Origin of the sequence: Parasphingorhabdus sp. (assembly GCF_048269865.1) — a bacterium.
GTDB lineage: Bacteria > Pseudomonadota > Alphaproteobacteria > Sphingomonadales > Sphingomonadaceae > Parasphingorhabdus.
Genome location: NZ_JBLWUA010000013.1, coordinates 12324 through 33585, shown reverse-complemented (window position 1 = coordinate 33585; position 21262 = coordinate 12324). Strand labels below are relative to the sequence as shown.

General features: G+C 53.0%; 21 protein-coding genes. 12 read left to right on the top strand and 9 right to left on the bottom strand.

Features of this window, described 5'->3' with window-relative positions:
- The first annotated feature begins 49 nt into the window (after positions 1-49).
- The 3 genes from ACN0WW_RS16000 to ACN0WW_RS15990 are packed head-to-tail and all read left to right on the top strand — an operon-like array spanning position 50 to position 2693.
- Positions 50-1105 carry a nitrilase-related carbon-nitrogen hydrolase gene (locus tag ACN0WW_RS16000; RefSeq protein WP_417613889.1) on the top strand — a complete coding sequence of 352 codons (1056 nt, stop codon included), beginning with the start codon at positions 50-52 and terminating at the stop codon, positions 1103-1105.
- The gene (locus ACN0WW_RS15995) at positions 1102-2334 is read left to right on the top strand and encodes a methyltransferase domain-containing protein (protein WP_417613887.1); all 1233 of its coding nucleotides are present in this window, start codon (positions 1102-1104) and stop codon (positions 2332-2334) included. Before ACN0WW_RS16000 ends, ACN0WW_RS15995 begins: the two co-directional genes overlap by 4 nt.
- Complete coding sequence (locus tag ACN0WW_RS15990; RefSeq protein WP_417613885.1) at positions 2331-2693, top strand: hypothetical protein; 363 nt, start codon at positions 2331-2333, stop codon at positions 2691-2693. Before ACN0WW_RS15995 ends, ACN0WW_RS15990 begins: the two co-directional genes overlap by 4 nt.
- A 90-nt stretch (positions 2694-2783) precedes the next feature.
- On the opposite strand, the gene tnpA is transcribed toward ACN0WW_RS15990, so the two are convergent.
- Together tnpA and ACN0WW_RS15980 are read right to left on the bottom strand one after the other, a co-directional pair.
- Positions 2784-3209 carry an IS200/IS605 family transposase gene (tnpA, locus tag ACN0WW_RS15985; RefSeq protein WP_417613883.1) on the bottom strand — a complete coding sequence of 142 codons (426 nt, stop codon included), beginning with the start codon at positions 3207-3209 and terminating at the stop codon, positions 2784-2786.
- 147 nt (positions 3210-3356) lie between these two features.
- Positions 3357-4049 (bottom strand): hypothetical protein, encoded by a 693-nt coding sequence (locus tag ACN0WW_RS15980; protein ID WP_417613881.1) that lies wholly within the window; start codon positions 4047-4049, stop codon positions 3357-3359.
- Between the two features lie 113 nt (positions 4050-4162).
- On the opposite strand from ACN0WW_RS15980, the gene ACN0WW_RS15975 reads away from it, so the two are divergent.
- Complete coding sequence (locus ACN0WW_RS15975) at positions 4163-4891, top strand: hypothetical protein (RefSeq protein WP_417613879.1); 729 nt, start codon at positions 4163-4165, stop codon at positions 4889-4891.
- Here ACN0WW_RS15975 and ACN0WW_RS15970 read toward each other — a convergent pair.
- Genes ACN0WW_RS15970 through ACN0WW_RS15950 form a run of 5 tightly spaced genes read right to left on the bottom strand, consistent with a single transcriptional unit; the run spans position 4881 to position 9805 of the window.
- The gene (locus ACN0WW_RS15970) at positions 4881-5894 is read right to left on the bottom strand and encodes a zinc-dependent alcohol dehydrogenase family protein (protein WP_417613877.1); all 1014 of its coding nucleotides are present in this window, start codon (positions 5892-5894) and stop codon (positions 4881-4883) included. The genes ACN0WW_RS15975 and ACN0WW_RS15970 overlap by 11 nt on opposite strands.
- Positions 5891-7315, bottom strand: a complete 1425-nt coding sequence (locus ACN0WW_RS15965; protein WP_417613875.1) for an aldehyde dehydrogenase family protein — start codon at positions 7313-7315, stop codon at positions 5891-5893. The genes ACN0WW_RS15970 and ACN0WW_RS15965 overlap by 4 nt, the downstream gene beginning before the upstream one ends.
- A complete protein-coding gene (locus ACN0WW_RS15960; RefSeq protein ID WP_417613873.1) occupies positions 7312-8235 on the bottom strand; it encodes a polysaccharide deacetylase family protein in 924 nt (307 codons plus the stop codon). Before ACN0WW_RS15960 ends, ACN0WW_RS15965 begins: the two co-directional genes overlap by 4 nt.
- Positions 8232-9125, bottom strand: a complete 894-nt coding sequence (locus ACN0WW_RS15955) for a polysaccharide deacetylase family protein (protein ID WP_417613871.1) — start codon at positions 9123-9125, stop codon at positions 8232-8234. The genes ACN0WW_RS15960 and ACN0WW_RS15955 overlap by 4 nt, the downstream gene beginning before the upstream one ends.
- Entirely contained in the window at positions 9125-9805 is a 681-nt protein-coding gene (locus ACN0WW_RS15950) for an isochorismatase family protein (protein ID WP_417613869.1), read from the bottom strand. The genes ACN0WW_RS15955 and ACN0WW_RS15950 overlap by 1 nt, the downstream gene beginning before the upstream one ends.
- 84 nt (positions 9806-9889) lie before the next feature.
- On the opposite strand from ACN0WW_RS15950, the gene ACN0WW_RS15945 reads away from it, so the two are divergent.
- The 7 genes from ACN0WW_RS15945 to ACN0WW_RS15915 are packed head-to-tail and all read left to right on the top strand — an operon-like array spanning position 9890 to position 16345.
- Positions 9890-11278 carry an alpha/beta fold hydrolase gene (locus ACN0WW_RS15945; protein ID WP_417613867.1) on the top strand — a complete coding sequence of 463 codons (1389 nt, stop codon included), beginning with the start codon at positions 9890-9892 and terminating at the stop codon, positions 11276-11278.
- Entirely contained in the window at positions 11268-11765 is a 498-nt protein-coding gene (locus tag ACN0WW_RS15940) for a DUF3598 domain-containing protein (RefSeq protein ID WP_417613865.1), read from the top strand. Before ACN0WW_RS15945 ends, ACN0WW_RS15940 begins: the two co-directional genes overlap by 11 nt.
- Entirely contained in the window at positions 11762-13147 is a 1386-nt protein-coding gene (locus tag ACN0WW_RS15935) for a 3-isopropylmalate dehydratase large subunit (protein WP_417613943.1), read from the top strand. Before ACN0WW_RS15940 ends, ACN0WW_RS15935 begins: the two co-directional genes overlap by 4 nt.
- Positions 13140-13757, top strand: a complete 618-nt coding sequence (gene leuD, locus ACN0WW_RS15930) for a 3-isopropylmalate dehydratase small subunit (RefSeq protein WP_417613863.1) — start codon at positions 13140-13142, stop codon at positions 13755-13757. Before ACN0WW_RS15935 ends, leuD begins: the two co-directional genes overlap by 8 nt.
- A complete protein-coding gene (locus tag ACN0WW_RS15925; protein WP_417613862.1) occupies positions 13754-14686 on the top strand; it encodes a hydroxymethylglutaryl-CoA lyase in 933 nt (310 codons plus the stop codon). Before leuD ends, ACN0WW_RS15925 begins: the two co-directional genes overlap by 4 nt.
- Positions 14683-15858 (top strand): CaiB/BaiF CoA transferase family protein, encoded by a 1176-nt coding sequence (locus ACN0WW_RS15920; protein ID WP_417613861.1) that lies wholly within the window; start codon positions 14683-14685, stop codon positions 15856-15858. The genes ACN0WW_RS15925 and ACN0WW_RS15920 overlap by 4 nt, the downstream gene beginning before the upstream one ends.
- Positions 15859-15892: 34 nt before the next feature.
- Positions 15893-16345 (top strand): c-type cytochrome, encoded by a 453-nt coding sequence (locus tag ACN0WW_RS15915; RefSeq protein ID WP_417613860.1) that lies wholly within the window; start codon positions 15893-15895, stop codon positions 16343-16345.
- A gap of 155 nt (positions 16346-16500) precedes the next feature.
- On the opposite strand, the gene ACN0WW_RS15910 is transcribed toward ACN0WW_RS15915, so the two are convergent.
- Both ACN0WW_RS15910 and ACN0WW_RS15905 read right to left on the bottom strand, forming a co-directional pair.
- Positions 16501-17805, bottom strand: coding sequence for an MFS transporter (locus tag ACN0WW_RS15910; protein WP_417613859.1), 1305 nt, complete (start codon positions 17803-17805; stop codon positions 16501-16503).
- Between the two features lie 82 nt (positions 17806-17887).
- Positions 17888-20404, bottom strand: a complete 2517-nt coding sequence (locus tag ACN0WW_RS15905) for a TonB-dependent receptor (RefSeq protein ID WP_417613858.1) — start codon at positions 20402-20404, stop codon at positions 17888-17890.
- A 142-nt stretch (positions 20405-20546) separates the two neighbouring features.
- Between ACN0WW_RS15905 and ACN0WW_RS15900 the strand changes: the two genes are divergently transcribed.
- On the top strand, positions 20547-21230 hold the full coding sequence (locus ACN0WW_RS15900) for a hypothetical protein (RefSeq protein ID WP_417613857.1): 684 nt from the start codon (positions 20547-20549) through the stop codon (positions 21228-21230).
- Positions 21231-21262: the final 32 nt, after the last annotated feature.

Below are 21262 nucleotides of genomic sequence, written 5' to 3'. Positions count from 1 at the left end.
ATCCACGGGCGCTTTGGCGGCCAAACAAAAAAATGATAAAGCGAGTAATATGACAGATATAAAAACCTACGCCGCAGTCGCGATGCAGCTGGCCGCGCGTTCGATAGAAAGAACACCGGACAAAGCGGCTGCGCGCGAGCAAATGCTGGATCTGATAGGCAGTTTGGAAAGCAAAATTCGTTCTGCCGCTATCTTCATCCAGCAATATGCCGGCAACCCGGTCAAATTGGCGGTGCTGCCGGAATATCTGCTGACTAGCTATCCGGGGCGGATTTCCATTCCTGACTTTGCCGACAAGGCGGCACTGGAAGTGGGTGGGCCGGAATATGAAGCACTGGGCGCCATGGCGCAGCGACTCAAAATGTTCATCGCCGGCAACGCTTATGAAGCGGATAAGAATTTTCCAGGGCTATACTTCCAGGCCAGTTTCATTATTGCGCCGTCCGGTGACGTCGTCCTGCGCTATCGACGGCTGAACAGTATGTTCGCGCCAACGCCGCACGATGTCTGGTCAAAATATCTCGATATTTACGGGCTGGATGGCGTGTTTCCGGTCGTTAAGACCGAGATTGGAAATCTTGCGGCCATCGCTTCGGAAGAGATACTCTATCCGGAGATCGCGAGGGCACTGGCGCTCCGTGGTGCCGAAGTATTTGCCCATTGCAGTTCGGAAATCGGGTCGCCGATCGATACACCAAAGGATATCGGGAAACGCGCACGCGCGCAGGAAAACATGGCTTATGTTGTCTCGGCCAATACCGCCGGTATCGAGCTATCAACCATGCCTGTCGCATCTGCGGACGGCAACAGCATGGTTGTCGATTACAAGGGCCGGGTACTGTCCGAATCGAACACTGGTGAAACTTTCACTGCCTTCGCCGATATCGATCTCGGCGCGCTGCGTGCTGCCAGGCGCAAACCAGCGATGACAAACTTCCTCGCGCGGCAGCGACTAGAATTATTCGCCGCAATTTATTCCGGAAATTCGCCACAAAAAGCCGACGGTTTGATCCAGAACAATGAAGTTGTGACGCCGGACCGCGATTATTTCCTCCGTACTCAAGAAGAAACGATCGAACGCATGATCAAGGATGGCCTGATATGAATGAAGAACAGAAGCTCGATGTAGCCCCCCCCTATAACGCTGTTGCGCGGCACGGCGTATCGCCGATTGCATCTCATGACGAAATTGCGCGGTTTGACTTCCTCGCAAATTTCAACAAATTCCTCGCAGGCCCGCTCGGCGCGGGAAACAAGCTGACATATGAAAGACGCGTACTTCCCGCCTTTCAAAAAGAACATGGCCGCGATCCCAATGACCGGTTTGAAATTCGTCATGCGATGAATAAAGACCATTTCCACATTTTCTGGTCAGCGGTCAAACGCAACTCGATGGAGATGCGCCAACAAAACGGGCGGGCAATAACCCTCCGCCAGATTGACGAACTCAACGCAAAAGCGCGTCAGTTCAACGAAGGGCGGGATTCATTGGAACTCAATTCTGAAATAGATATACCGCGCTACCAGAGCGCGGTGGACATTCACTGCATGCCAGGTGGTTATCACGGTGAGGAACTTCCGGGCGATGTTTCAGCAGGCGTCAATTATGATTGCGGTATTTTTGCCACCACTGGCGGTGGTCTTGGGGCACTAAACGACGGCGGCGGACAGGCTCTCGTCGAATGGATCAAGAAGGAACGGCCCGGCTGGAAACCGCGCCGGGTTCTGGATGTCGGCTGTACCACGGGTCATAATATCGTACCTCTGGCACTCGCCTTTCCAGATTGTGAAGTTATAGCGATTGATACAGCAGGGCCGATATTACGCTTTGCGCACGCCCGCGCTCAATCTCTGGGCGCAACCAATCTCAAATTTATTCAGGCCAATGCGGAAGATCTCTCGCGCTGGGATGACGGCACTTTTGACTGGGTGCAAACAACCATGTTCCTGCATGAAACCAGCGGCCAAGCTCTACCGAAGATATTATCAGAATGCTACCGAGTGCTGGCGGATGAAGGTTTGATGCTGCATCTCGAACAACCCGAATATTCGGATGGAATGCCGCTGTTTGAACAGTTCCTGCGCGATTGGGATGCGTTTAACAATAACGAGCCATTCTGGTCCTCGATGCACTCGCTGGACATGAAGGACGAGATGATTTCAGCCGGCTTTGATCGTTCAGAGCTTTTTGAGACCGGTGTTCGGGCCGTGGTTGACCGGGAGATATTCCCCGAATCACCGATCGACGACACCGAAGATCATGGCCGGGCTGCTTATTGGCATGCCTATGGCGCCTGGAAAAACTCTAAAGAGATCATGGAGACCGCAGAATGACTGATACAGCTTTTGACTGGATGGCAGCAGCCAACAAGCGCGCCAAAGGCAAGCGCCCGGAATTTTTTAATGACCCGCAAGACGAGCGATTTCTGTCTATCTTGATGGCGGTCGTCGGTGAAGTATCCGTGCTGCGTGAAAGGATGGATACCGTTGAACGGCTACTGGAGGATAAAGGTACGATCACCCGGGAAGATATCAACGGTTACACGCCGGACAAGCAAGCTGCTTATGAGCGCGGCTTGATGATCCGCGAATATATTTACCGCGTGATGCGCGGTCCGCATCAGATGTTACAGGAATTGGAAAACCCTGATCGACCGGTTGAAGAAATCAGCCGGGAGATGATGGACATCTAGCCTTTGAGAACAAAAGAAAGGGCTTGTCGAAACTTCATGCGGCATCCCATTTTTTCGGACTAAACCACTAACCGGCTGATGCCAGTAGGTTCATGGCCTGGGGCTGAAGCCAGTTTTATTTGGCTTGGTATGCTTGTCGAGATAATTGAGGATCACGTCGTCGGTAATATTACCTGAGGTGGTGGAGAAATAGCCTCGCTGCCAGAAGCGCTGTCCCCAATAGCGCTTGCGGATATGTTCAAACTCCTGCTGTATCTTGCGCGATGATCGTCCTTTTACCCGGCGCACGAAGTCGCTGACCGCAATGTGGGGCGGGACCTCGACAAACATATGCACATGATCGCGTGACAGTGCGCCGTGAATGATCTTCACGCCCAGTTCGCTGCAGACCTGCCGGATAATCTCCCGCACCCGCAGGCGTACCTCTCCATGCAGCACCTTGAACCGGTACTTCGGTGCCCAGACAATGTGATAACGATGATGAAATGCCGTGTGGCTGCCGCGTGAATATGGCATAAGCACTATCCTCCAAAAAATGATGTCGCCTGCGAGCCGGTCATTTTCTGGAGGATAGTGCTGAGCAAACCAAAACGGCTGAAGCCTTCTACCAGCTATAAGCTGGTGGGTTTACTCCAAAGGTGAGACACTAAAATCAATGCATGGTCAGAATGGTTTCACCGCCCCCAGGAAACAAACGCCTGCAATCGTAATCCAGTAAATATAAGCGGATATGCGCGCTTGGGCAATTTCCCGTTCTAGTGCTGCCTCTTCTGCCGCATTGGGTCCCTGTGCTAAGACTTGAAACCGTGTTGTCCAGCGTCGCATCACCAATCGTAGAAACAGACCGATGCACAGCGCGAAAGCATAGAGCGCCATTTTTGCGGGATACCAGTGGCTCCCCTCTCCAGCGACAATCGGACCGTTCCCACCAAAAGCCATAAACGCCACAATGAACAGCGCCAAGATAAGTGGGTAGCGCAATTTTTCTTCCAGCACGGTAACCTTGATGCCAATCGCCGTTTCGCGCTTGATAAATGCCATCCACGTCATCGATAGCCAGATTGCAAAAAACAGCCACATCCACCAGATTCCTGTTCCATCAAGAAATGGAACAAAACCGTATAGTTTACCCATGTGCAGGCCTAGCGGCAACAACAGCACAATGCCTGTCCGCGCCAATATGTCGATACGATAGGCAGTCTCCATATGGCGCTTGCGTTCTTCCAGCGAAAGCTCGCGATTAGTCACGTTATAGCTTGTCTGGAAAACGCCCCACTCGCCGCCGAGCCAGTAAACCATTGCCAATATATGCACCCAGCGCAAAATGCTGAGTTCGTTCGTCATCAAAAATTCCATGATATTTACCCACCCGTTCCAACCAATTTTTATCAGCCTCAATTTGTCCGGACAAATTGGACTTGGCAAGAGAAAAATACAATGGCATGAAAAGGAATAAGGAGAAACGGCGCATGAAACACCGCATAATTGAAGGACGCCTCGAATATACCTCGCGCAAGCCAGAGATGAAGGGGAAAAATCGCGGCTTTGAAACGTTCATGTTCACGCACCATAGTGATGGCAGTGTAATCATGCGCGCCCATTGCGAGATCGAGGAACCCGAACCAACCGTGATGCGCGATATTGTCTATGCGATGGACGGGAACAAACAGCCGACCAACCTTCATGTGCATTTGACCGTGGGTGATACTTTCATGGGTGCCGGCTGGATGCGTTTTGACGGCAAGCATATTGAAATGGAGAGCTTTGGGCCATCGATTGGTCGGCTCTCGCAAAAAGTTGAAGCCGAACTGCCACTGACCGGGTTTGGCACGCATCCGATTGTTTCAGACGGTTATATGCTCTCGACGATGGAATGGACGGAAGGCCAGTCACGTTTGCTCAATTGCTATCTCCCCTCACCCGACCATCGCGGCGCAACCCCGCCGCAAATCGCGCAGGTAAAGATCGGTGCTCTCTATATAGGCAAGGAAGAAGTGACGGTGCCTGCGGGCAAATTCCAGTGCAAGCATCTGCAATTCGTCGATGATGCCACCATCGTCCCGGGCACCGGCGGAATGGCCGGCGAGCACCCGCCCTATGATGTCTGGATCACCGATGATGAGGATGGCATCTTCGTAAAGGGCGGCGTTGGTGGTTACATGATGACCTGGTACGAACTGGCCGAGCTCAAAAGGTAATCATCACTTTCCCCATATGATCGCCGCTTTCCAGATAGGCAAAGGCTGCAGGCGAATCGCCAAAAGTGAATTTTTTGTCGATCAGCGGCTCTATATTTTCGCGCGATATCAGATCAACCACATCGCAAAGCATGGACCGACTGCCTGCAGTAATGCCTTTCATGGTCAGGTTCTTGCCGATGATTCCGCCCATTTGCGGTGCTTTTTCCGGCTGACCCGACAATCCGCCAATCAAGGCAATACGCCCGTTAGGAGCACAAGCGGCGATGCTCTGTTCGATGGAATTAAGCCCGGCGGTATCCACGACTATATCCGCACCGCGACCGCCGGTCTCGGTCATCAAGGCCGTCGCCCAGCCTGGGTTTTCACGGTAGTTGACGCAATAGTCCGCCCCCATGTCCTTACAAACGTCAAGCTTGGCGTTGCTGGAGGACGTGATCGCGAAATCCGCGCCCAGCGCTTTTGCAATCTGTAGTGTCAGGATCGATACACCACCTGTACCCAGAGTCAGTACCAGATCGCCTTTTTGCAGGCCGCCAAATATATTTATACAATGCCAGATCGTACTGCCGGAAGCAGCGAGCGTGGCAGCGACATCATCACTCACATTATCTGGCACCGCGATAATTGCATCGGCTGGCAAAATTATCGTCTCTGCCAGCCAGCCATCCCGACTGATCCCGAGGTCCTGACCAAAAATTTCGGGTGTAAATTTACCACCAAGCCACGTAACAAAATTGGGGGCAATGACCCTCTGCCCCGTCGCAATTCCGGCTATATTCTCGCCGAGGGCAACCACGCTGCCAACACCGTCAGACAGCGGTATACGGTCTTGCGCTTTCAACGGGCCGTATTGACCCTTCAGGGTCAGCATGTCCCGATGGTTCAGGCAGGCAGAGTGAACCTTGACCGCAACTTCACCGCGGCCTGGCACTGGCATATCACGCTCTACAAGACGAATACCCTCCAGCCCGGATTGCGGACCGATTTCATAGGCTTTCATACAAAATTCTCTTCGGCAAATGCAGCGATCTTCGCCGCATCGCCTGATTGTCGAATCAACACCCGTTTCCTGAAAAACCGCGTCAAACCGCTAAAGCCCATCCGCGATGCGCCAAGACCGGAATAGCCGAAACTTGATTTCTCCGCTTCCCAGATCATCGAGGTAAGCGAACCATCATTGATCGAAACTGCCCCCGCGTTGAGCCGCGAAGCTATTTTCTCGGCTTCTTCGATCGAACCACTGACAACCGCCGCCGATAGCCCGAACTTGCTGTCATTGGCTTGTGCAATCGCCTCCTCGATATCATCAAAGACCGTTACAGGAATAACCGGACCGAAATTTTCTTCGCTGATTATTTGCATATCGGGCGTAACGTCCTTCAGCACTGTCGGCTTCAGATACAGTCCACCCCCAAGTTTCTCTACAGCCCCGCCGGCCAGCAATTTTGCCCCCCTTGCCATCGCGTCATCAAGTTGATTCTGTACGATTTCGGCTTGTTTTGCGAAAATAAACGGACCGACATGGCCTTTGTTGATATCCGGATAGTTGAGCTCCACGGCCTCGGCTTGCCGAACCAGATTTTCGAGAAACCGATCCGCAATCGCCCTGGCAATATAGATGCGTTCGATTGACTGGCAGGCTTGACCGCTATTCACGATGCTTGAACGGAGCGCGATAGCCGCTGCTTTTTCTGCGTCTGCATCGGCGAGAATGATCATTGGATCTTTTCCGCCTAGTTCCAGACTGGCGGGGATGAATGCCGCTGCTGCGGCCTCTCCCACCTTCCGGCCGGTTGCGACAGAGCCGGTGAAACAGACATAATCGACATTACCAATCATCGCCGCGCCCGTAGCCCCGTCCCCTTCGATAAGCGAAAGCACGGCTGCCAGTTCCGGAATTGATCGCACGATTTCCATCAGCGGCCTGATGAAACGCGGCGTGACCTCCGATGGTTTGACCAGCACCGCACAGCCCGCCATCAGCGCTGGAATCGCGTCGATCAGGGCCAAAATCATCGGAAAATTCCAGGGACTAATCACGCCGATCAACTGGTAGGGCACTAGCTCAGTCGAGGTCGTAATACCGGGCTGGGAGGTCGCTTGGCCAGTCGGTTGTCCAGTTGCAATAAGCTCGGGCGCCTGCTCTGTCCAACGCCGGATTTGTCCTGCCACGCTAATGACTTCGATTTTCGAGATTCCGGCGCGGCCCGTGTCTGCCGTCACTGCCGGGACAATATCGCCCAGATTGGCTTCAATGGCATCCGCCCAGCGATTTAGCACCTCTCCCCGCTGCTTGGGCGTTTTTGCGGCCCAGTCAGTCTGCCCCTCTCGGAGCCTTTTTGCTTCAGCTTCAATCGCCTCTGCATCCAGTGGGTGAATTTTGTAATCCGCTTCACCGGTCCGGGGGTTGCGTATTTTCATTGTTGGGCTTTCCAGCTATCGACGATGGTGTCGCCTCGCGCAAAATCAACCCCGCCACGTCGTGAGAGGTCTTCGACCAGTTTTTCAAAAACATCAATCCGGTAAGGCAGTCCCATGATATAGGGCGTCAGGTGCATCGGAAGCATCCGGCCGCCATAGGTTTCTGCTTCGCTCGACAGCCAAGATGCCGCATCATTGATCGACTGCGCATAACTGTCCACTGAATGCTGCTGCACGTTTATGATCTGCCGGTCCGACAATTCATGGTTCAGCGGGATATTGGTGATTTCTCCCGCGCTTGTCTGAAACGCATAGGGCAACTCATCATTCACCCAGTCGCACATATAATCGACTCCCGCTTCGGCCAGCAATCCTGCGGTTTTGAAACTCTGCGAGCGAGCAATGGACAGCCAGCCGCGCGGGCGGGTTCCGGTGGCTTTTTCAAGACGGTCGAGCGAATCGTTTATCAACGCCCGCTCATCCGCTTCTGCCATGCCGCTGGCAATGGTGCCGTTCATGTCGGTGCTATGCGCGATAATCTCGTGACCGCCCGCCATGATGTCTTCGATAAGTTGAGGATAACGCTCTGCAATGGCGCTGTTGGCGGCGACAGAAATATTCGCGCCCACTCTCTCGAACGCGCCGAGCAAACGGTATATCCCGATTCTCGTGCCATATTCGCGGGCTGTATAATGACGATAGTCAGGATAGGCTGTCTGCATATGGCCCGGCGCGCGGAACGGATCATCACTCGGCACCATCGGAAAATATTCCAGACTGACGACCGGCCAGACCAGCAGCTTGTTCCCATCCGGCCAAGCCACGGGCGGACGCTGGTGCATGTTCGAATATGAGTAATGTTCGTGGTCCATCCCACGCTGGCGTTTGGGATATTCCAGATAACTGGGGTCGAGACTCATGATGCACCTCCAGTCTGTGCACGAAATGCATCGACGATGTCACCAGCCTTGGTAATCCAGGCCCTGTCATCTGCGGCGATATGCTCTAACACCGCCTCAAACGGCCCGATCCGATGAGGCTGCCCTATTAAATAACTGTGCAGCGGAATGCACATTACTGTGCCTGATTTTTCACCCTCATCCGCCAACCGGTCATATTGCCTAATGAGTGTGTCAGCGTATTCGCGCGGGCTCATGTTATAGATGAAAAAACCGTAGTGGTCATTCACCTCAAGGCTGTAGGGAATCGCGGTCAGCTGTCCGGATTTTACCTTAATATCTGTCGGCTGATCATCGTGATACAGATCGCAGGTATAATCGAGACCATATTCGGCAATCAAGTCCAACGTGCGCGGGGTGTGGGTCAGTGCTGGCGCCAGCCAGCCACGAATGCGCTGGTCGGTGGCCCGCTCGACCGTCGCAATGCTGTCCTCGATAATCGCGCGTTCCTGCGCTTCATCCATGCCGTAGGAATAGCGTGTATTGTAAATACCGTGGCTGAAAAACTCCCAGCCGCGCTGGCGAGCGTCCTCTACGACTTCGGGAATATGGTCACAAAGCGCCACAGACAGACTCACCGATCCCGGAAAGCCGTGTTTTGTCATCATCTCCGCCATTCGCCAGTGCGATACACGGTTGGCGTGATCACGGTGGGAATAGCCGACGACATCGGGATTCGGGTTGGGCCAGCTCTTGCGGTGCGGATTGACAGCCGGGTCCAGCTCGTAAAACTCCATGTTGGGCGCGATCCATACCGCGCAGGTTTTACCGTCCGGCCATTCGATTTTTGGCCGATTACGATAGGATAGATAGTCGTAGAGACCAGGATCAGACTTTTGCGCCTCGCTCACTATCTCGCCTCCAGCCAGTCGATCACTGCCTGCACCGGCTCGACATCGGCATATTTGAGCTGCAAATCGGTGAGATTGGCGAAATGATAGCTTTCATGCTTGTCGGCGCAGGTTTCGATCGGGACGATCGTGCGATAGCCGTGACTGAGCGCATCCACCGCTGTCGCCCGGACGCATCCTGACGTAGAACCACCGGTAACGATTACGGTATCCACTTTGTGCCACACCAGATAACTGGCGAGCTGCGTTTCAAAAAACGCGCTGGGCATGCGTTTGGTATATTGCAGATCGTCGTCACCAATTTCACATCGCGGGTCAAGCTTGTGCCGTTCGGATTCATATTTGATATTCTGAAGAGAATCTTCGGTATCCGTTCGCGTCCCCCAGATACCTGCATCACCGGCATCATCCTTATATGCCACGCGCGACCAGATCACCGGCATGTCCTGTGCCCGCGCCAATGCCGAAATCTGATTGATATATTCAATCTGCTTCGGGTCGGTTTCATAGGCAGTTTTAAACATATCGGCTCGCGTATAGGCTTGTTGCACATCGACATTAACAATCGCCAGTTTTTCGCCAAAGCCAAATTTCTTCCGCGCAGGATTGCCAATTACTTCGTCAAAAATTTCGCGCGCAGTGCGTCCATCTTCAACCATTTTCGTGCCGATCAGCGTCATATTTCCATCTCCGGATTCGATAAATTTACAATAATCTGCAAAAAAGACTTGTCTAGATATATTTGTCCGGACAAATTGGGCGGCATGATCACACGCCACTATATCGACGTCGTTAAAGACGCCAGCAAACGCCGTATCCACTATCGCAAGAGCGGCAGTGGCCCGCCACTATTGATGGTGCACCAAAGCCCGCGCAGTTCAAAAGAATATGAAGCTTTAATGGAAAAATGGTCTGGCTATTTCACCTGTATAGCGCCGGATACCCCCGGTTTCGGGCAATCTGATCCGTGGGACGGCAATCCCGAAATTAATGGATTTGCCGATGCGATTATCGAATTTCTGGATGCCATCGGCATCCAGAAATGTGCGGCATATGGATTCCATTCCGGCGGAATCATTCTCGTTACGGCGATCAAGCGGCACCCGAATCGATTCGCCGCATTGGCAGTGGGTGGCTATGCGATCTGGTCGGAAGAGGAAGTGGCACTGTTCAGTGAAAAATATCTGCCCGCATTCTATCCTTCGGCTTACGGGGAACACCTAACCTGGCTGTGGAACCGGATATTGGAACAGACCTGGTTTTTCCCTTGGTTTGCAACCGATGGCGAACATCGGCTGTCGGTTGCCCATGATGATCCCCAACGGGTCGATGCGGTGATACGCGACATGCTCGATGCGGGGAATGCCTATCAGGCTGGCTACGGTGCGGTCCTCCGTGCACCGCGTGATATTCCGGCGGTTGATGCAAACGTGCCGCCTTGTCTGATCAGCGCCTATGATGGTGATCCTCTGCAAGACCATATTGCCCGGCTCGGCGAAATGCCGCCATCCTGGTCAGCGCGCAAGGTGGCAAATCCGGAAGAGCATCAGACGGTCAGTCTGGCGCACCTGCTGGAGGCAGACCGAACTGCCCTGCCTAAATTGAAAGAAGCGAACGACGAAGGCTTTGTTGGAGTCAAAACGGATCGTTTCACGGGATTAATTCACTGGCACGGTTCGCGGGGTGCGAGCAATCTTGTGCTCCATGCTCCCGGATCAGCAATTGATCGATCGATATCCGGTGACAATATTGCGATTGATTTACCCGGGCATGGACTCTCGGATAACTGGACCGGAGAGCCACCCTCGACTTGGGATGGATGGCAGGCTGTGGTCGATCAAGTAGCGGTGAAGCTTGCCGCCAAATCAATAGTTTTTGCAGATCTTCCGACTGGGGATCCGGACCGTCTATACCCTGATCTTTCGCCCGACCGTTTTGGTAATTATCTCACAAAAGCGTGGCAGATTGTCAGGTCAGCGGAGATATTCAAGCCGTGGTATAAAGCGGACAAGAATCATACCAGAGCGTTCGACACAACGGCTCTGCTTCCCGAGCGATTAGCAAAGCAGCATCTTGATCTGCTAAATGCCCGAGCGGCCAAACATTATCATTTGGCACTAGAATCAAGACAAAGGAGCGATCATGGGAATTAAAGAAGAAATGCCGTTACTGGCCCGCCACGAAGGCGTGTGGGATGGAACATATACCTATTTCAATGCACAAAATGAAAAGATCGACGAGCACGCCTCACGCCTGCTGTGCCGTTTTCCCGACGAAGGGCCGGCACCCTATCATCAATCCAACTATTACACGTGGGCCGATGGCAAGACCGAGACGCGCGATTTTCCTGCCGAGTTTCGCGACAAACGCGTCTGGTGGAACAATGAGTTGATCATTGGCTGGGCTGCCGAAGTACCGCTCGACCAATATAATCGCACCGTGATGCTTTACTGGCAGCGTACTGGCGATCCGTCGCTCTATCTTTACGAACAGATCCAGATTTCCGATGATGGTCAAAATCGTTGTCGGACATGGCATTGGATCCGGGATGGTGTGCTGGAAACCCGCACCGCTATTCAGGAAAAGTTCGTGACAAAAGACTGGCTTGCGGTGGACAAGAAAATGGGAAATAGCATCTGAACCAGCCGCAATCCCTATTTGACAAGCTGTGGGACAGCCACGTCATCGCTGATATACCCGGCGGTGGCGCGCTGATCGCTATTGACCGCGTGTTTCTGCACGAACGGACAGGCGCCGTAGCTTTGAATTCGCTCGCGGAGGAGGGCCGTAAGGTTGCAGACCCCGCGCGTGTTTTTGCGGTGACAGATCATATTGTCGACACTCGCCCGGGACGCACCGACCAGACGCTGATGCCCGGCGGCCAGGCGTTTATTACCGAGACCCGGGCCGCTGCGAAAACTGCTGGAATCACCTTGTTTGATGTGAATGACCCCAATCAGGGTATTGTTCATGTGATTTCTCCGGAACTGGGTATCGTGCTACCGGGCTGCACACTTATAGCGCCCGATAGCCATACCTGCACGCAAGGTGCTTTTGGGGCATTGGCATGGGGTATCGGCTCATCAGAAGCAGAACACGCGATGGCGACAGGCGCGCTGCGGCTTGCGAAACCGAAATCCATGCGAGTGACGTTTACCCGCAAGCTAACTGAAGGCACGACGGCAAAGGACATGATCCTGACGCTACTGGCCAATCATGGAGCAGCTGGCGGAAAAGGGCACGCAGTTGAATTTGCCGGTGAAGCCGTAACCGCGCTGGATATGGAAGGTCGGATGACCTTGTGCAACATGGCCACGGAATTTTCTGCCCTGTCCGGCTTTATTGCGCCAGATGACAAGACATACACATATCTCAGGGGCCGTCGTTACGCGCCCCACGGCGCGATGTGGGATGACGCTGTAGCAAGCTGGAAATCGCTCCGCAGCGACGGACAAGCCAGCTTCGATCAGGAAATCACAATTGATGCGAGAAAAGTGGCGCCGATGGTCAGCTGGGGCACAAATCCGGGGCAAACCATAGCTATTGACGCGGCCGTGCCGAGCGAGGCGGAAGCTCGGGCTCTCGAATATATTGCTTTGAAAAAAGGCCAACCTATCAAAGGCGTCCCGATTGATGCGGCATTTATCGGTAGTTGCACCAATAGCCGGCTTAGTGATCTCCGTCGTGCATCAGCATTGCTCGAAGGCAAAAAAATTGCCAATGGCGTAAAGGCGATCTGCGTTCCCGGCTCCACACGCGTTAAACGCGAGGCCGAAGCAGAAGGTATCGACCAAATTTTTAAAAACGCCGGATTCGAATGGCGTGAAAGTGGCTGCTCCATGTGTTTCTATGCGGGCGGAGAGAGTTTTGACGCCGGTTCGCGGGTCATCTCAACCACCAACCGCAATTTCGAAAGCCGTCAGGGACCGAAGGTCAAAACCCATATTGCCAGCCCTGAGACCGTTGTCGCCAGCGCCATCGCCGGAGCGATTGCGGATCCACGGGAAATCGCCAATGGCTGAACCGTTCACCACCCTCACCTCTTTGCCAATGCCGCTAATCCGTGACAATATCGACACAGACCAGATCATTCCCTCACGCGAAATGAAGAGTACCGGCAGGACAGGGCTCGCCGACGGACTGTTCGCAGGTTGGCGCTACACCGAAATTGGGGGACGCGACCCCGATTCGGATTTCATCTTGAATGATCCGTTTTTTTTGGACAGCCGGATCATTCTCAGCGGTAAGAATTTCGGTAGTGGATCGAGCCGCGAACATGCCGTGTGGGCACTGGCGGAATATGGATTTCGCGCAGTCATCGCAGCTAGCTTCGCGCCGATTTTCGCAGGAAACTGTGTCCGCAACGGTATATTGCCGGTTGTACTGGACAGTGAAGCCATCGGGGCCATCGAACAGGCAGGATTACCGGTCACAATCGATCTCCCTGAACAAAAGGTCAGCATCGAACAGGGGCCGAATTGGACCTTCGCCATTGACGAAGAGGCCAAGGCGATGTTGCTTGACGGACTGGATGCAATCGACCTCAGTTTGAAAATGGCCGATGATATCGCTGCATGGCAAAAGGCGGACCAGACCATCAGACCTTGGATATATTTAGGAGCAGAACAATGACCCGATCCGTTCAGATCAGCGAAGTTGGACCACGTGACGGGCTGCAAAGCGTCGACCGGGTTATGCCCACCGAAGCCAAGAAAGCGTGGATCAAGGCCGAAGCGGAAGCGGGGGTCAGCGAAATCGAAGTCGGCAGCTTCGTGCCACCAAAGCTGCTCCCGCAAATGGCGGATACCGCAGATATTGTCGCCTTCGCCAAAACCATTCCGGATCTCGATGTCGTGGCGCTCATCCCCAATTTGCGCGGCGCGGAAAATGCTATCAAAGCGGGCGTCGATAAAATGTCTATCCCGTTTTCGATGTCGGAAACCCATTCCATCAACAATGTTCGCAAGGACCATCCGGCAATGATCGCGGAGATCAAAGCGATTGCCGATCTGGTGGCCCGGCAACCCGAAGACCGGCGTCCGCATTTCGAAGTTGGTCTTTCGACTGCTTTTGGATGCACGATTGAGGGACCGGTTTCTGACGATCAGATCGTCCGGCTTGCCGTGGCTGCGATGGAAGCAGGTGTCGCCGAAGTCGGCCTGTCTGACACAACGGGCTATGCCAATCCCGCTCAGGTCACGCGACTCGTGCGTGCCGTAAAGGCTGCGATCGGCAGTGATAAGCTCAATACACTGCACCTGCACAATACGCGCGGTTTGGGCCTGGCCAATGTTATGGCGGGACTGGCGGAAGGCATTACCACCTTCGACAGTTCACTTGGCGGTCTTGGTGGTTGTCCTTTTGCGCCGGGAGCATCGGGCAATATCGTGACCGAAGATCTTGTGTTCATGCTGGAGGCAATGGGCATTGATACCGGCATTGATCTGGAAAAGCTCTTGAAGGTCCGCGATATTATCGCAGAAGCTTTGCCCGGCGAACCACTTTACGGATTCACCCCTGATGCCGGATTGCCACTTGGATTTGAAAGGGCAGCAGCATGACTGGACCAACTCCTCTTGCAGGCCTGAAGGTCGTTGAATTCACTCATATGGTGATGGGTCCGGCGGTGGGTTCGATCCTTGCCTCGCTGGGCGCAGAAGTCATTCGTGTCGAGCCGATCGGCGGCGACCGTACGCGTAATCTGGTGGGCTCCGGATCGGGCTATTTCCCTATGTACAACCGGCACAAGAAGAGCATTTGCCTCAACCTGAAAAGCGAGAAGGGTCTGGAGATTGCAAGACAGCTGGCGGATGGCGCGGATATACTGGTTGAGAATTTCAGACCCGGTGCGCTGGACCGGTTGGGGCTGGGCTATGACAAATTGGCCGAGACCAATGAAAGACTGGTCTACTGTTCGGAAAAAGGATTTCTGCCCGGACCTTACGAGAACCGGACGGCGCTAGATGAAGTCGCGCAGATGATGGGCGGCCTTGCCTATATGACCGGCCCTCCGGGCCAGCCATTACGCGCTGGTTCGAGCGTAATCGACGTTACCGGCGGCATGTTCGGGGTGATCGCCATTCTTGCAGCGGTCGAGGAACGTCACCGCACCGGCAAGGGTCAAATGGTGCAAAGCTCGCTCTTCGAAACTACCGTCTATCTGGTCGGTCAACATATGGCCCAAATGGCCGTCACCGGCAAAGCCGCCGACCCGATGCCTGCGCGCATATCGGCATGGGCGATTTACGATGTGTTCCAGACCAGGGATGATCCGATCTTCATCGGTGTGGTCACTGATGTGCTGTGGGAGAAATTCTGCAAACTCTTCGGTCTCGATGTCCTTTGGGCAGACGAGAGCATTCGCGAAAATAACAACCGCGTGGCCGCGCGGGAGCGTATCATGCCGCAAATTCGGAAATTGATCAGTGGCTTTGCGCGAGATGAGCTGATCGAAAAACTCGAGGGCACGGGCCTGCCGTTCGCACCGATCGCCAGGCCGGAGGATATGTTTGATGACCCCCATCTTAACAGCGGCGATGGGCTGGAAGAAACCATATTGGCCGATGGCTCCAAGACGAAACTGCCGACCCTGCCAATAGCCATGAGCGGCAAACGGCCGTCAAGCAGCTTCACTATGCCCGAAGCGGGCGCAGATGCGCAGGAGACACTTGCGGCGTTGGGATATGATGACGCAGATATAGAAGAGTTGCTGTCCACTGCCGCAGTGGGATAATCCGCAAAGCAAAACCGTAAAAAGGGAAATGACAATGAAATTGCTTTTACTATCTGCCACCCCGATGCTTTTGTTAACTGCGTGTGGTTCAGAAACAGCTAGCGCACCGAAACAAAACGATACGGCTGCTATGCAAACTGAAAGCGCTGAAACGGGAACCGCTTCAATCGGAGCAACAGAGATCGCAGCGACGCGGCCTGCCGGATTTGCACAATGCGGCACCTGCCACAATGTTGAAAAAGACGGTGGCAATGGCATTGGTCCCAATCTTTGGGGTGTCGCTGGGAATCCGGCCGCACAAAAAGCTGGCTATGCCTATTCACCTGCCATGAAATCATCTGGCCTTGTATGGGACAATGCGACTTTGAATACATATTTGAAGGAACCGTTAAAGACGGTGCCAGGCACTAAAATGGCTTATGCCGGCCTTCGAAATGACGAACAAAGAACGGAAGTGATTGCTTACCTTGACACATTGAAAGATTGATTGGTCGATGAAAGCTATCCGGTGAGTGGAATCCACTTGACCCCATCGCGGTACAGCGGACCAAATATGTTTCAACGACCGCCTCTTTAAGTCGATTCAGTAGGTTAGAGAAATCGGAATCGGCTTCTTACTGCCGCGGTCACCTCATTACGAATTTACGCTAACGAGGGGAGCGCATCCGATGATGGCTCTGGTGCTACGTCAAAATTGTCGGGGTAGCGTCCGAGCAAGAGTAACAAAGCCCCGCCGATAATGAAACCGAAGAAAGCGACGATTAAAACGGCGTCGTAGCTTCCGGTGACATCGCGCACATAGGCGTAGAGAATCGAAGATAATGCCGATGCAATGCCGAAGGGCATATAGAGCGATCCGTATATTTTCCCATAATGCAACATACCGAAATATCGACCTGCAAGATAAGCGATAAGATCCGATTCGGCACCGGCGGCAAAGCCAAGAAAAAACGCTGCAACTGCAGCCATCATGAAGCTTACATCATCTCCAAGCAGAATCACGCATGTGATCGCCGGCAAACACAGTAATGGGAAAGCGACGAATCCCTGCCAGAAACGATCAAGCAGCGCACCCGTCAACAAACGCCCGACCAAAATTCCTATACCAAGCACGCCCATCACACTCGCCGCAGTTTGTGCGCTCAATCCCTTGTCGGCTAGGATTGTCGGCATGTTGATAAATGCGCCAGCGTAACAACCCGCCACTATGGTGATGGATACCCACATGATGTGGAATCGGTATCCTCTGATCGTCCGGGACAGCGTCATACCGGTTAATCTTCCGTCGGCACCACCGATGGCACGGGGTCGCTCTGCTGGCGTCGGGTCTCGAAAAAGGAAATAAGCGACTGGCAACGCGATAAGCAAGGGAAGGAGTGCCATGATTGCGAACATGTTGCGCCAGCCATATTCGGCGATTGCCCACACGGCGATCTTCGGAACAATGAGAGCAGCGATGCTCGTGCCCAGCAGCAATATGCCGAGAGCCAATCCTCTATGCTTGAAAAACCATAAATTTATTGCCCGACTCCAAGTCACGGGTGTCGAGCCGATGCCAACAAGGCCAATAATGATCCAGAGACCGTAATAAGTGTATAAGGTCGTCTGATCATTGCTTATGGGGGTCAGTGCAATAGCCGCCAGCGCGATACCAAATGCAAATAGCGACCAAAGGGCGACAGGTCGTACACCATATCGATCTGCCATCCAGCCGAATAAAGGGGCAAGAAAGGACGCTATCAAACCATATATCGTCGCCGGGAATATGATCTCCGTGCGCGACCAACCAAATTCGGCGCTCAATGGCTCGACTGTAAACGCGATGAGATTGAAAGGAATCGGGGACGCTCCGCAAGTTACGCCCAACAATGCCGCAAGCAAGACTGTCCATCCAAGCGAAAACTCTCCCGGGGCGCCGTCAGCGGATTTATCTTTGGGTGCCGTCATTTTTCTATCCAAACAATCTGATCCAAAGAGAAGAGAGCGGCCGGGTATATTGATACACCGGCCGCTTCATGTGTTGCTTCTTTTAGAAATCAAACCGCGCTTTCACTAACCATGAGCGGGGAGCGTTGAGATATTCGACGTTGGCAAGCGTGGATGTAATCGTCTTTTCATCAAAGCAATTCCGGCACTCGGCTGATAATGACCAGCCTTGTTCGCTTCTCAACGTGAGCGTGCCGTTCACAATCCAGCGCGCTTCGGTCGCGGAACCCGACAGCCGGGCACCCTGCCCAGTTGTATTGTTATTATATACCGGACCGGCACTGCTCGTGACAGGATCGTCATAGAAGGTAATATTATTGGTCCCGACTTCTAGCTTGTCCAACCAGTTCGCATTGACTGCCGGAGTAAGCGTTAAGCCGCCGCCCAGATCGGCCTTGTAGCTCGCGCCAAGCGAAATATTGAACTTCGGCGAACGGACGGGCTCACCAATCTGGCCATTTGGCGCTACAATACCTTGCCCGCAGGCCGTCGCATCGCCGCCCGGCACAAGGCCTGCTGCAATCTGTGCTTGGCAATTTGCAAGTTGGGAGGCAACCGACTGGACGCCGAATGCATTGTTCGCAACGTTATTAAGATCAACGATATATTTATCGTCCTGGTAGCCCAACGAAGCAAATAAGTTTAGACCATCTACCGGTGCTGCGTTGATCTCAAGCTCAATGCCCTTGTTGCGGTAATCGGCAAAGTTGCTGGTCACGAAACCAATGGCGCCGTTAAGTCGCGTGAAGCCTGTCGGAGTTTGAAGCTTTGCAACATCCAGCCAGTAACCGGCCAGATTAAAACGAAGTCTGCGATCAAAAAGTTCTGTCTTGAGACCGGCTTCGTAGCTCCAGGCCTTTTCTGCATCGAATGGCAGCAGTTCGCTGGCACTCAGACCCCGTGCGTTCCAGCCACCGGATTTAAACCCGCGTGTTGCAGACGCATATAACAAGAGGTCATTGGTTGCCTGGAAATTAACGGCAAAACGAGGTGTCCAGATTTTGATATTTTGTTTACGCGGGATGGCCCGGCCATTGGGAGCGAATAAATTCATATTATCGATACATGTCGCTTCGATTGAACCATCGCGGCAAGAAGCTTTATTATCGGAAACCGAGAATGTCTTCGTCTCGTCCGTATAGCGCACACCAGCGGTCAATTTGAGCTGGTCAGTAAGGTTCAAGTCGCCTTGCAAGTAACCTGCATAAGCCTTCGTCGAGTTCCGAACCGTTCTATCGGCGAGTATCAGCGGTATTCCGCCTGGTGCTGCAACGGAAGATTGGCCGACACTAAATACGTCGGCTAGATCCGTGTAATTGCTTTCTTCAAAATAATATACGCCACCGACTAGATCAATCAATCCGTCAGCCAGAGAAGCATTAACCTTTATTTCTTGGGAGAATTGTGAAAACTCACCCTCGTTTACCACGGTAAAGCCGCCAAATTTATAGGCGAGAACCGGGGTAAACGGTGTATTTATGCTTGGTAGCGCGCGACCATCGGCGAAATCCAGTGCAAAATCCTGTGTCGTATAAACATACCCCGTGATGATATTGACACTGAAATCGCGGTCACCAAGCTCAAGGTTGGACGATATGAAGTCCATGGTGGTCTCTACGCCAAGGCCATAATTATCTTTTTCACCTGACAAACGACCACCGAAATTGCTGTTTTTTGTCAGACCCGTGGTGATGAAGCGACCGTCACAATTCGATGGGTTAGCAGGATCGCAATCAAAATTGGTCAAATTGGCACTATCGGAAAACGTGTGGATATAAGATCCTGTCCACCGGGCATTTTCAGAGAGTTCTCCGCGCAATCCAAGCCGTACGCCCCATCCGTCATTGTAGTTGAGCCTTTCGCCGGTCGACGTATTCTTGGCATAACCCCTGTCGTCCTGAAAATAGCCAGAAACCTTAACTGCAAAACTGTCGGCAAGCGGCACGTCGACAGATCCGCGCGCTGTGTATTGCTGATATGAACCGTAACCCACTTCACCATATCCACCTACACGATCTTCCGGCTCCTTCAGAAAAACGGCAACAGCCCCGCCTGTTGTATTTCGGCCAAATAATGTACCTTGCGGGCCGCGGAGAACTTCGACGCGCTCTACATCAAACAACGAGAGATTATTGGCGTTCTGACGCGAAAGATAAATATCGTCGAGATAGGTTCCGATGGGCGGATCGAATGTTGCAATCGATTCGGTATTGCCAAGTCCGCGTAAATAATATGCGTTTGCCGAACCCAAACCGGTATTGTTAATACCCACAAAATTGGGAACAAATTGCGTAACCTCGAGAGCATTACTGACACCGCGCGTTTGAAGTTCGGCGGAGTCAAAAGCACTGATTGCGATAGGAATGTCCTGAACGCTTTCCTGACGCCGCTGGGCCGTTACGACAATCACGTTCAGGCCGCCCTCTTGCGCGTCCTGCTCATTCAAACTCTGTTCCTGCGCCGCATCTTCCCCGAGTGTGTTTGCTACCGCATATGATGGATATGCAGCAGCAGTGAAGACGATCAGCGCCGCCCCAGTTAGCCATTTTGTCCGTCCCATAAATTCTACTCCCTTTTTCAGATGCTATCATAATTTGTCCGGACAACTTGCACAAACTATTTTATTATGCAAGATGGGATTTGCGTTTGAAAAACGATCTGCACAAATTTGATTACGTGCATCACAGGAAAGACCAACTAAAATGGCAGAGTTTTCCGTTAGTTATTACCAAATTCTGGTTTTTGCCCATTTATTGCTTTTTGTTCTCTGGTTGGGAGCTGATGTCGGGGTTTTCATGCTCGGTCAGCATTTTCGCAAACGGGAAAAATGGAGCTTGCCTCAAAGACTTGCGTTACTGCAATTGCTAGTAAATGTAGATATGGTCCCGCGCTCTGCGTGGGCTTTAATGGTGCCACTTACATTGACGATGGTCGATGCCGGCGGCTGGTGGGACTTGCCCATCTGGGTGGTTGGTCTGGCATGGATAATAGGCGGGTTTTGGCTTTGGCTGGTCTGGGATGCGCATATTCACGATCAAACAGAACGTGCGAAACGCGACAATAAAATCGAATCTGTGTTGAAAATTGGCCTGACGGTTTTCTATCTCGGGCTTGGCATTATTTCTTTGGTTGAAGGCGCACCGTTGGCACCGGCCTGGCTAGCTACAAAAGCGGTGATGTTCGGCCTGATCTTCGCTGCAGCCATCATGATCGACGTCGCGTTCAAGCCGGTAGGTCCGCTGCTCGGCAAACTCATCAGCGAAGGTTCGTCGGATGCAACGGAAATACCTTTACGACGAACGATGGATCGTACCCGTGTGTGGGTATGGGTGGTTTACCTGCTACTTTTGGGAACAGCGTTCCTCGGCAACATCAAACCGTTTTGAATGGCATGAAAAATCGGCAATCTGCATCATCG

Bases quoted from the DNA above. Each gene is read 5' to 3' on its own strand.
- ACN0WW_RS15915 (WP_417613860.1), top strand. From the start codon at position 15,893: ATGAAATTGCTTTTACTATCTGCCACCCCGATGCTTTTGTTAACTGCG.
- leuD (WP_417613863.1), top strand. From the start codon at position 13,140: ATGGCTGAACCGTTCACCACCCTCACCTCTTTGCCAATGCCGCTAATC.
- ACN0WW_RS15980 (WP_417613881.1), bottom strand. From the start codon at position 4,049: ATGGAATTTTTGATGACGAACGAACTCAGCATTTTGCGCTGGGTGCAT.
- ACN0WW_RS15900 (WP_417613857.1), top strand. From the start codon at position 20,547: ATGGCAGAGTTTTCCGTTAGTTATTACCAAATTCTGGTTTTTGCCCAT.
- ACN0WW_RS15990 (WP_417613885.1), top strand. From the start codon at position 2,331: ATGACTGATACAGCTTTTGACTGGATGGCAGCAGCCAACAAGCGCGCC.
- ACN0WW_RS15995 (WP_417613887.1), top strand. From the start codon at position 1,102: ATGAATGAAGAACAGAAGCTCGATGTAGCCCCCCCCTATAACGCTGTT.
- ACN0WW_RS15905 (WP_417613858.1), bottom strand. From the start codon at position 20,404: ATGGGACGGACAAAATGGCTAACTGGGGCGGCGCTGATCGTCTTCACT.
- ACN0WW_RS15970 (WP_417613877.1), bottom strand. From the start codon at position 5,894: ATGAAAGCCTATGAAATCGGTCCGCAATCCGGGCTGGAGGGTATTCGT.
- ACN0WW_RS15920 (WP_417613861.1), top strand. From the start codon at position 14,683: ATGACTGGACCAACTCCTCTTGCAGGCCTGAAGGTCGTTGAATTCACT.
- ACN0WW_RS15945 (WP_417613867.1), top strand. From the start codon at position 9,890: ATGATCACACGCCACTATATCGACGTCGTTAAAGACGCCAGCAAACGC.
- tnpA (WP_417613883.1), bottom strand. From the start codon at position 3,209: ATGCCATATTCACGCGGCAGCCACACGGCATTTCATCATCGTTATCAC.
- ACN0WW_RS15925 (WP_417613862.1), top strand. From the start codon at position 13,754: ATGACCCGATCCGTTCAGATCAGCGAAGTTGGACCACGTGACGGGCTG.
- ACN0WW_RS16000 (WP_417613889.1), top strand. From the start codon at position 50: ATGACAGATATAAAAACCTACGCCGCAGTCGCGATGCAGCTGGCCGCG.
- ACN0WW_RS15975 (WP_417613879.1), top strand. From the start codon at position 4,163: ATGAAACACCGCATAATTGAAGGACGCCTCGAATATACCTCGCGCAAG.
- ACN0WW_RS15940 (WP_417613865.1), top strand. From the start codon at position 11,268: ATGGGAATTAAAGAAGAAATGCCGTTACTGGCCCGCCACGAAGGCGTG.
- ACN0WW_RS15910 (WP_417613859.1), bottom strand. From the start codon at position 17,805: ATGACGGCACCCAAAGATAAATCCGCTGACGGCGCCCCGGGAGAGTTT.
- ACN0WW_RS15965 (WP_417613875.1), bottom strand. From the start codon at position 7,315: ATGAAAATACGCAACCCCCGGACCGGTGAAGCGGATTACAAAATTCAC.
- ACN0WW_RS15950 (WP_417613869.1), bottom strand. From the start codon at position 9,805: ATGACGCTGATCGGCACGAAAATGGTTGAAGATGGACGCACTGCGCGC.
- ACN0WW_RS15960 (WP_417613873.1), bottom strand. From the start codon at position 8,235: ATGAGTCTCGACCCCAGTTATCTGGAATATCCCAAACGCCAGCGTGGG.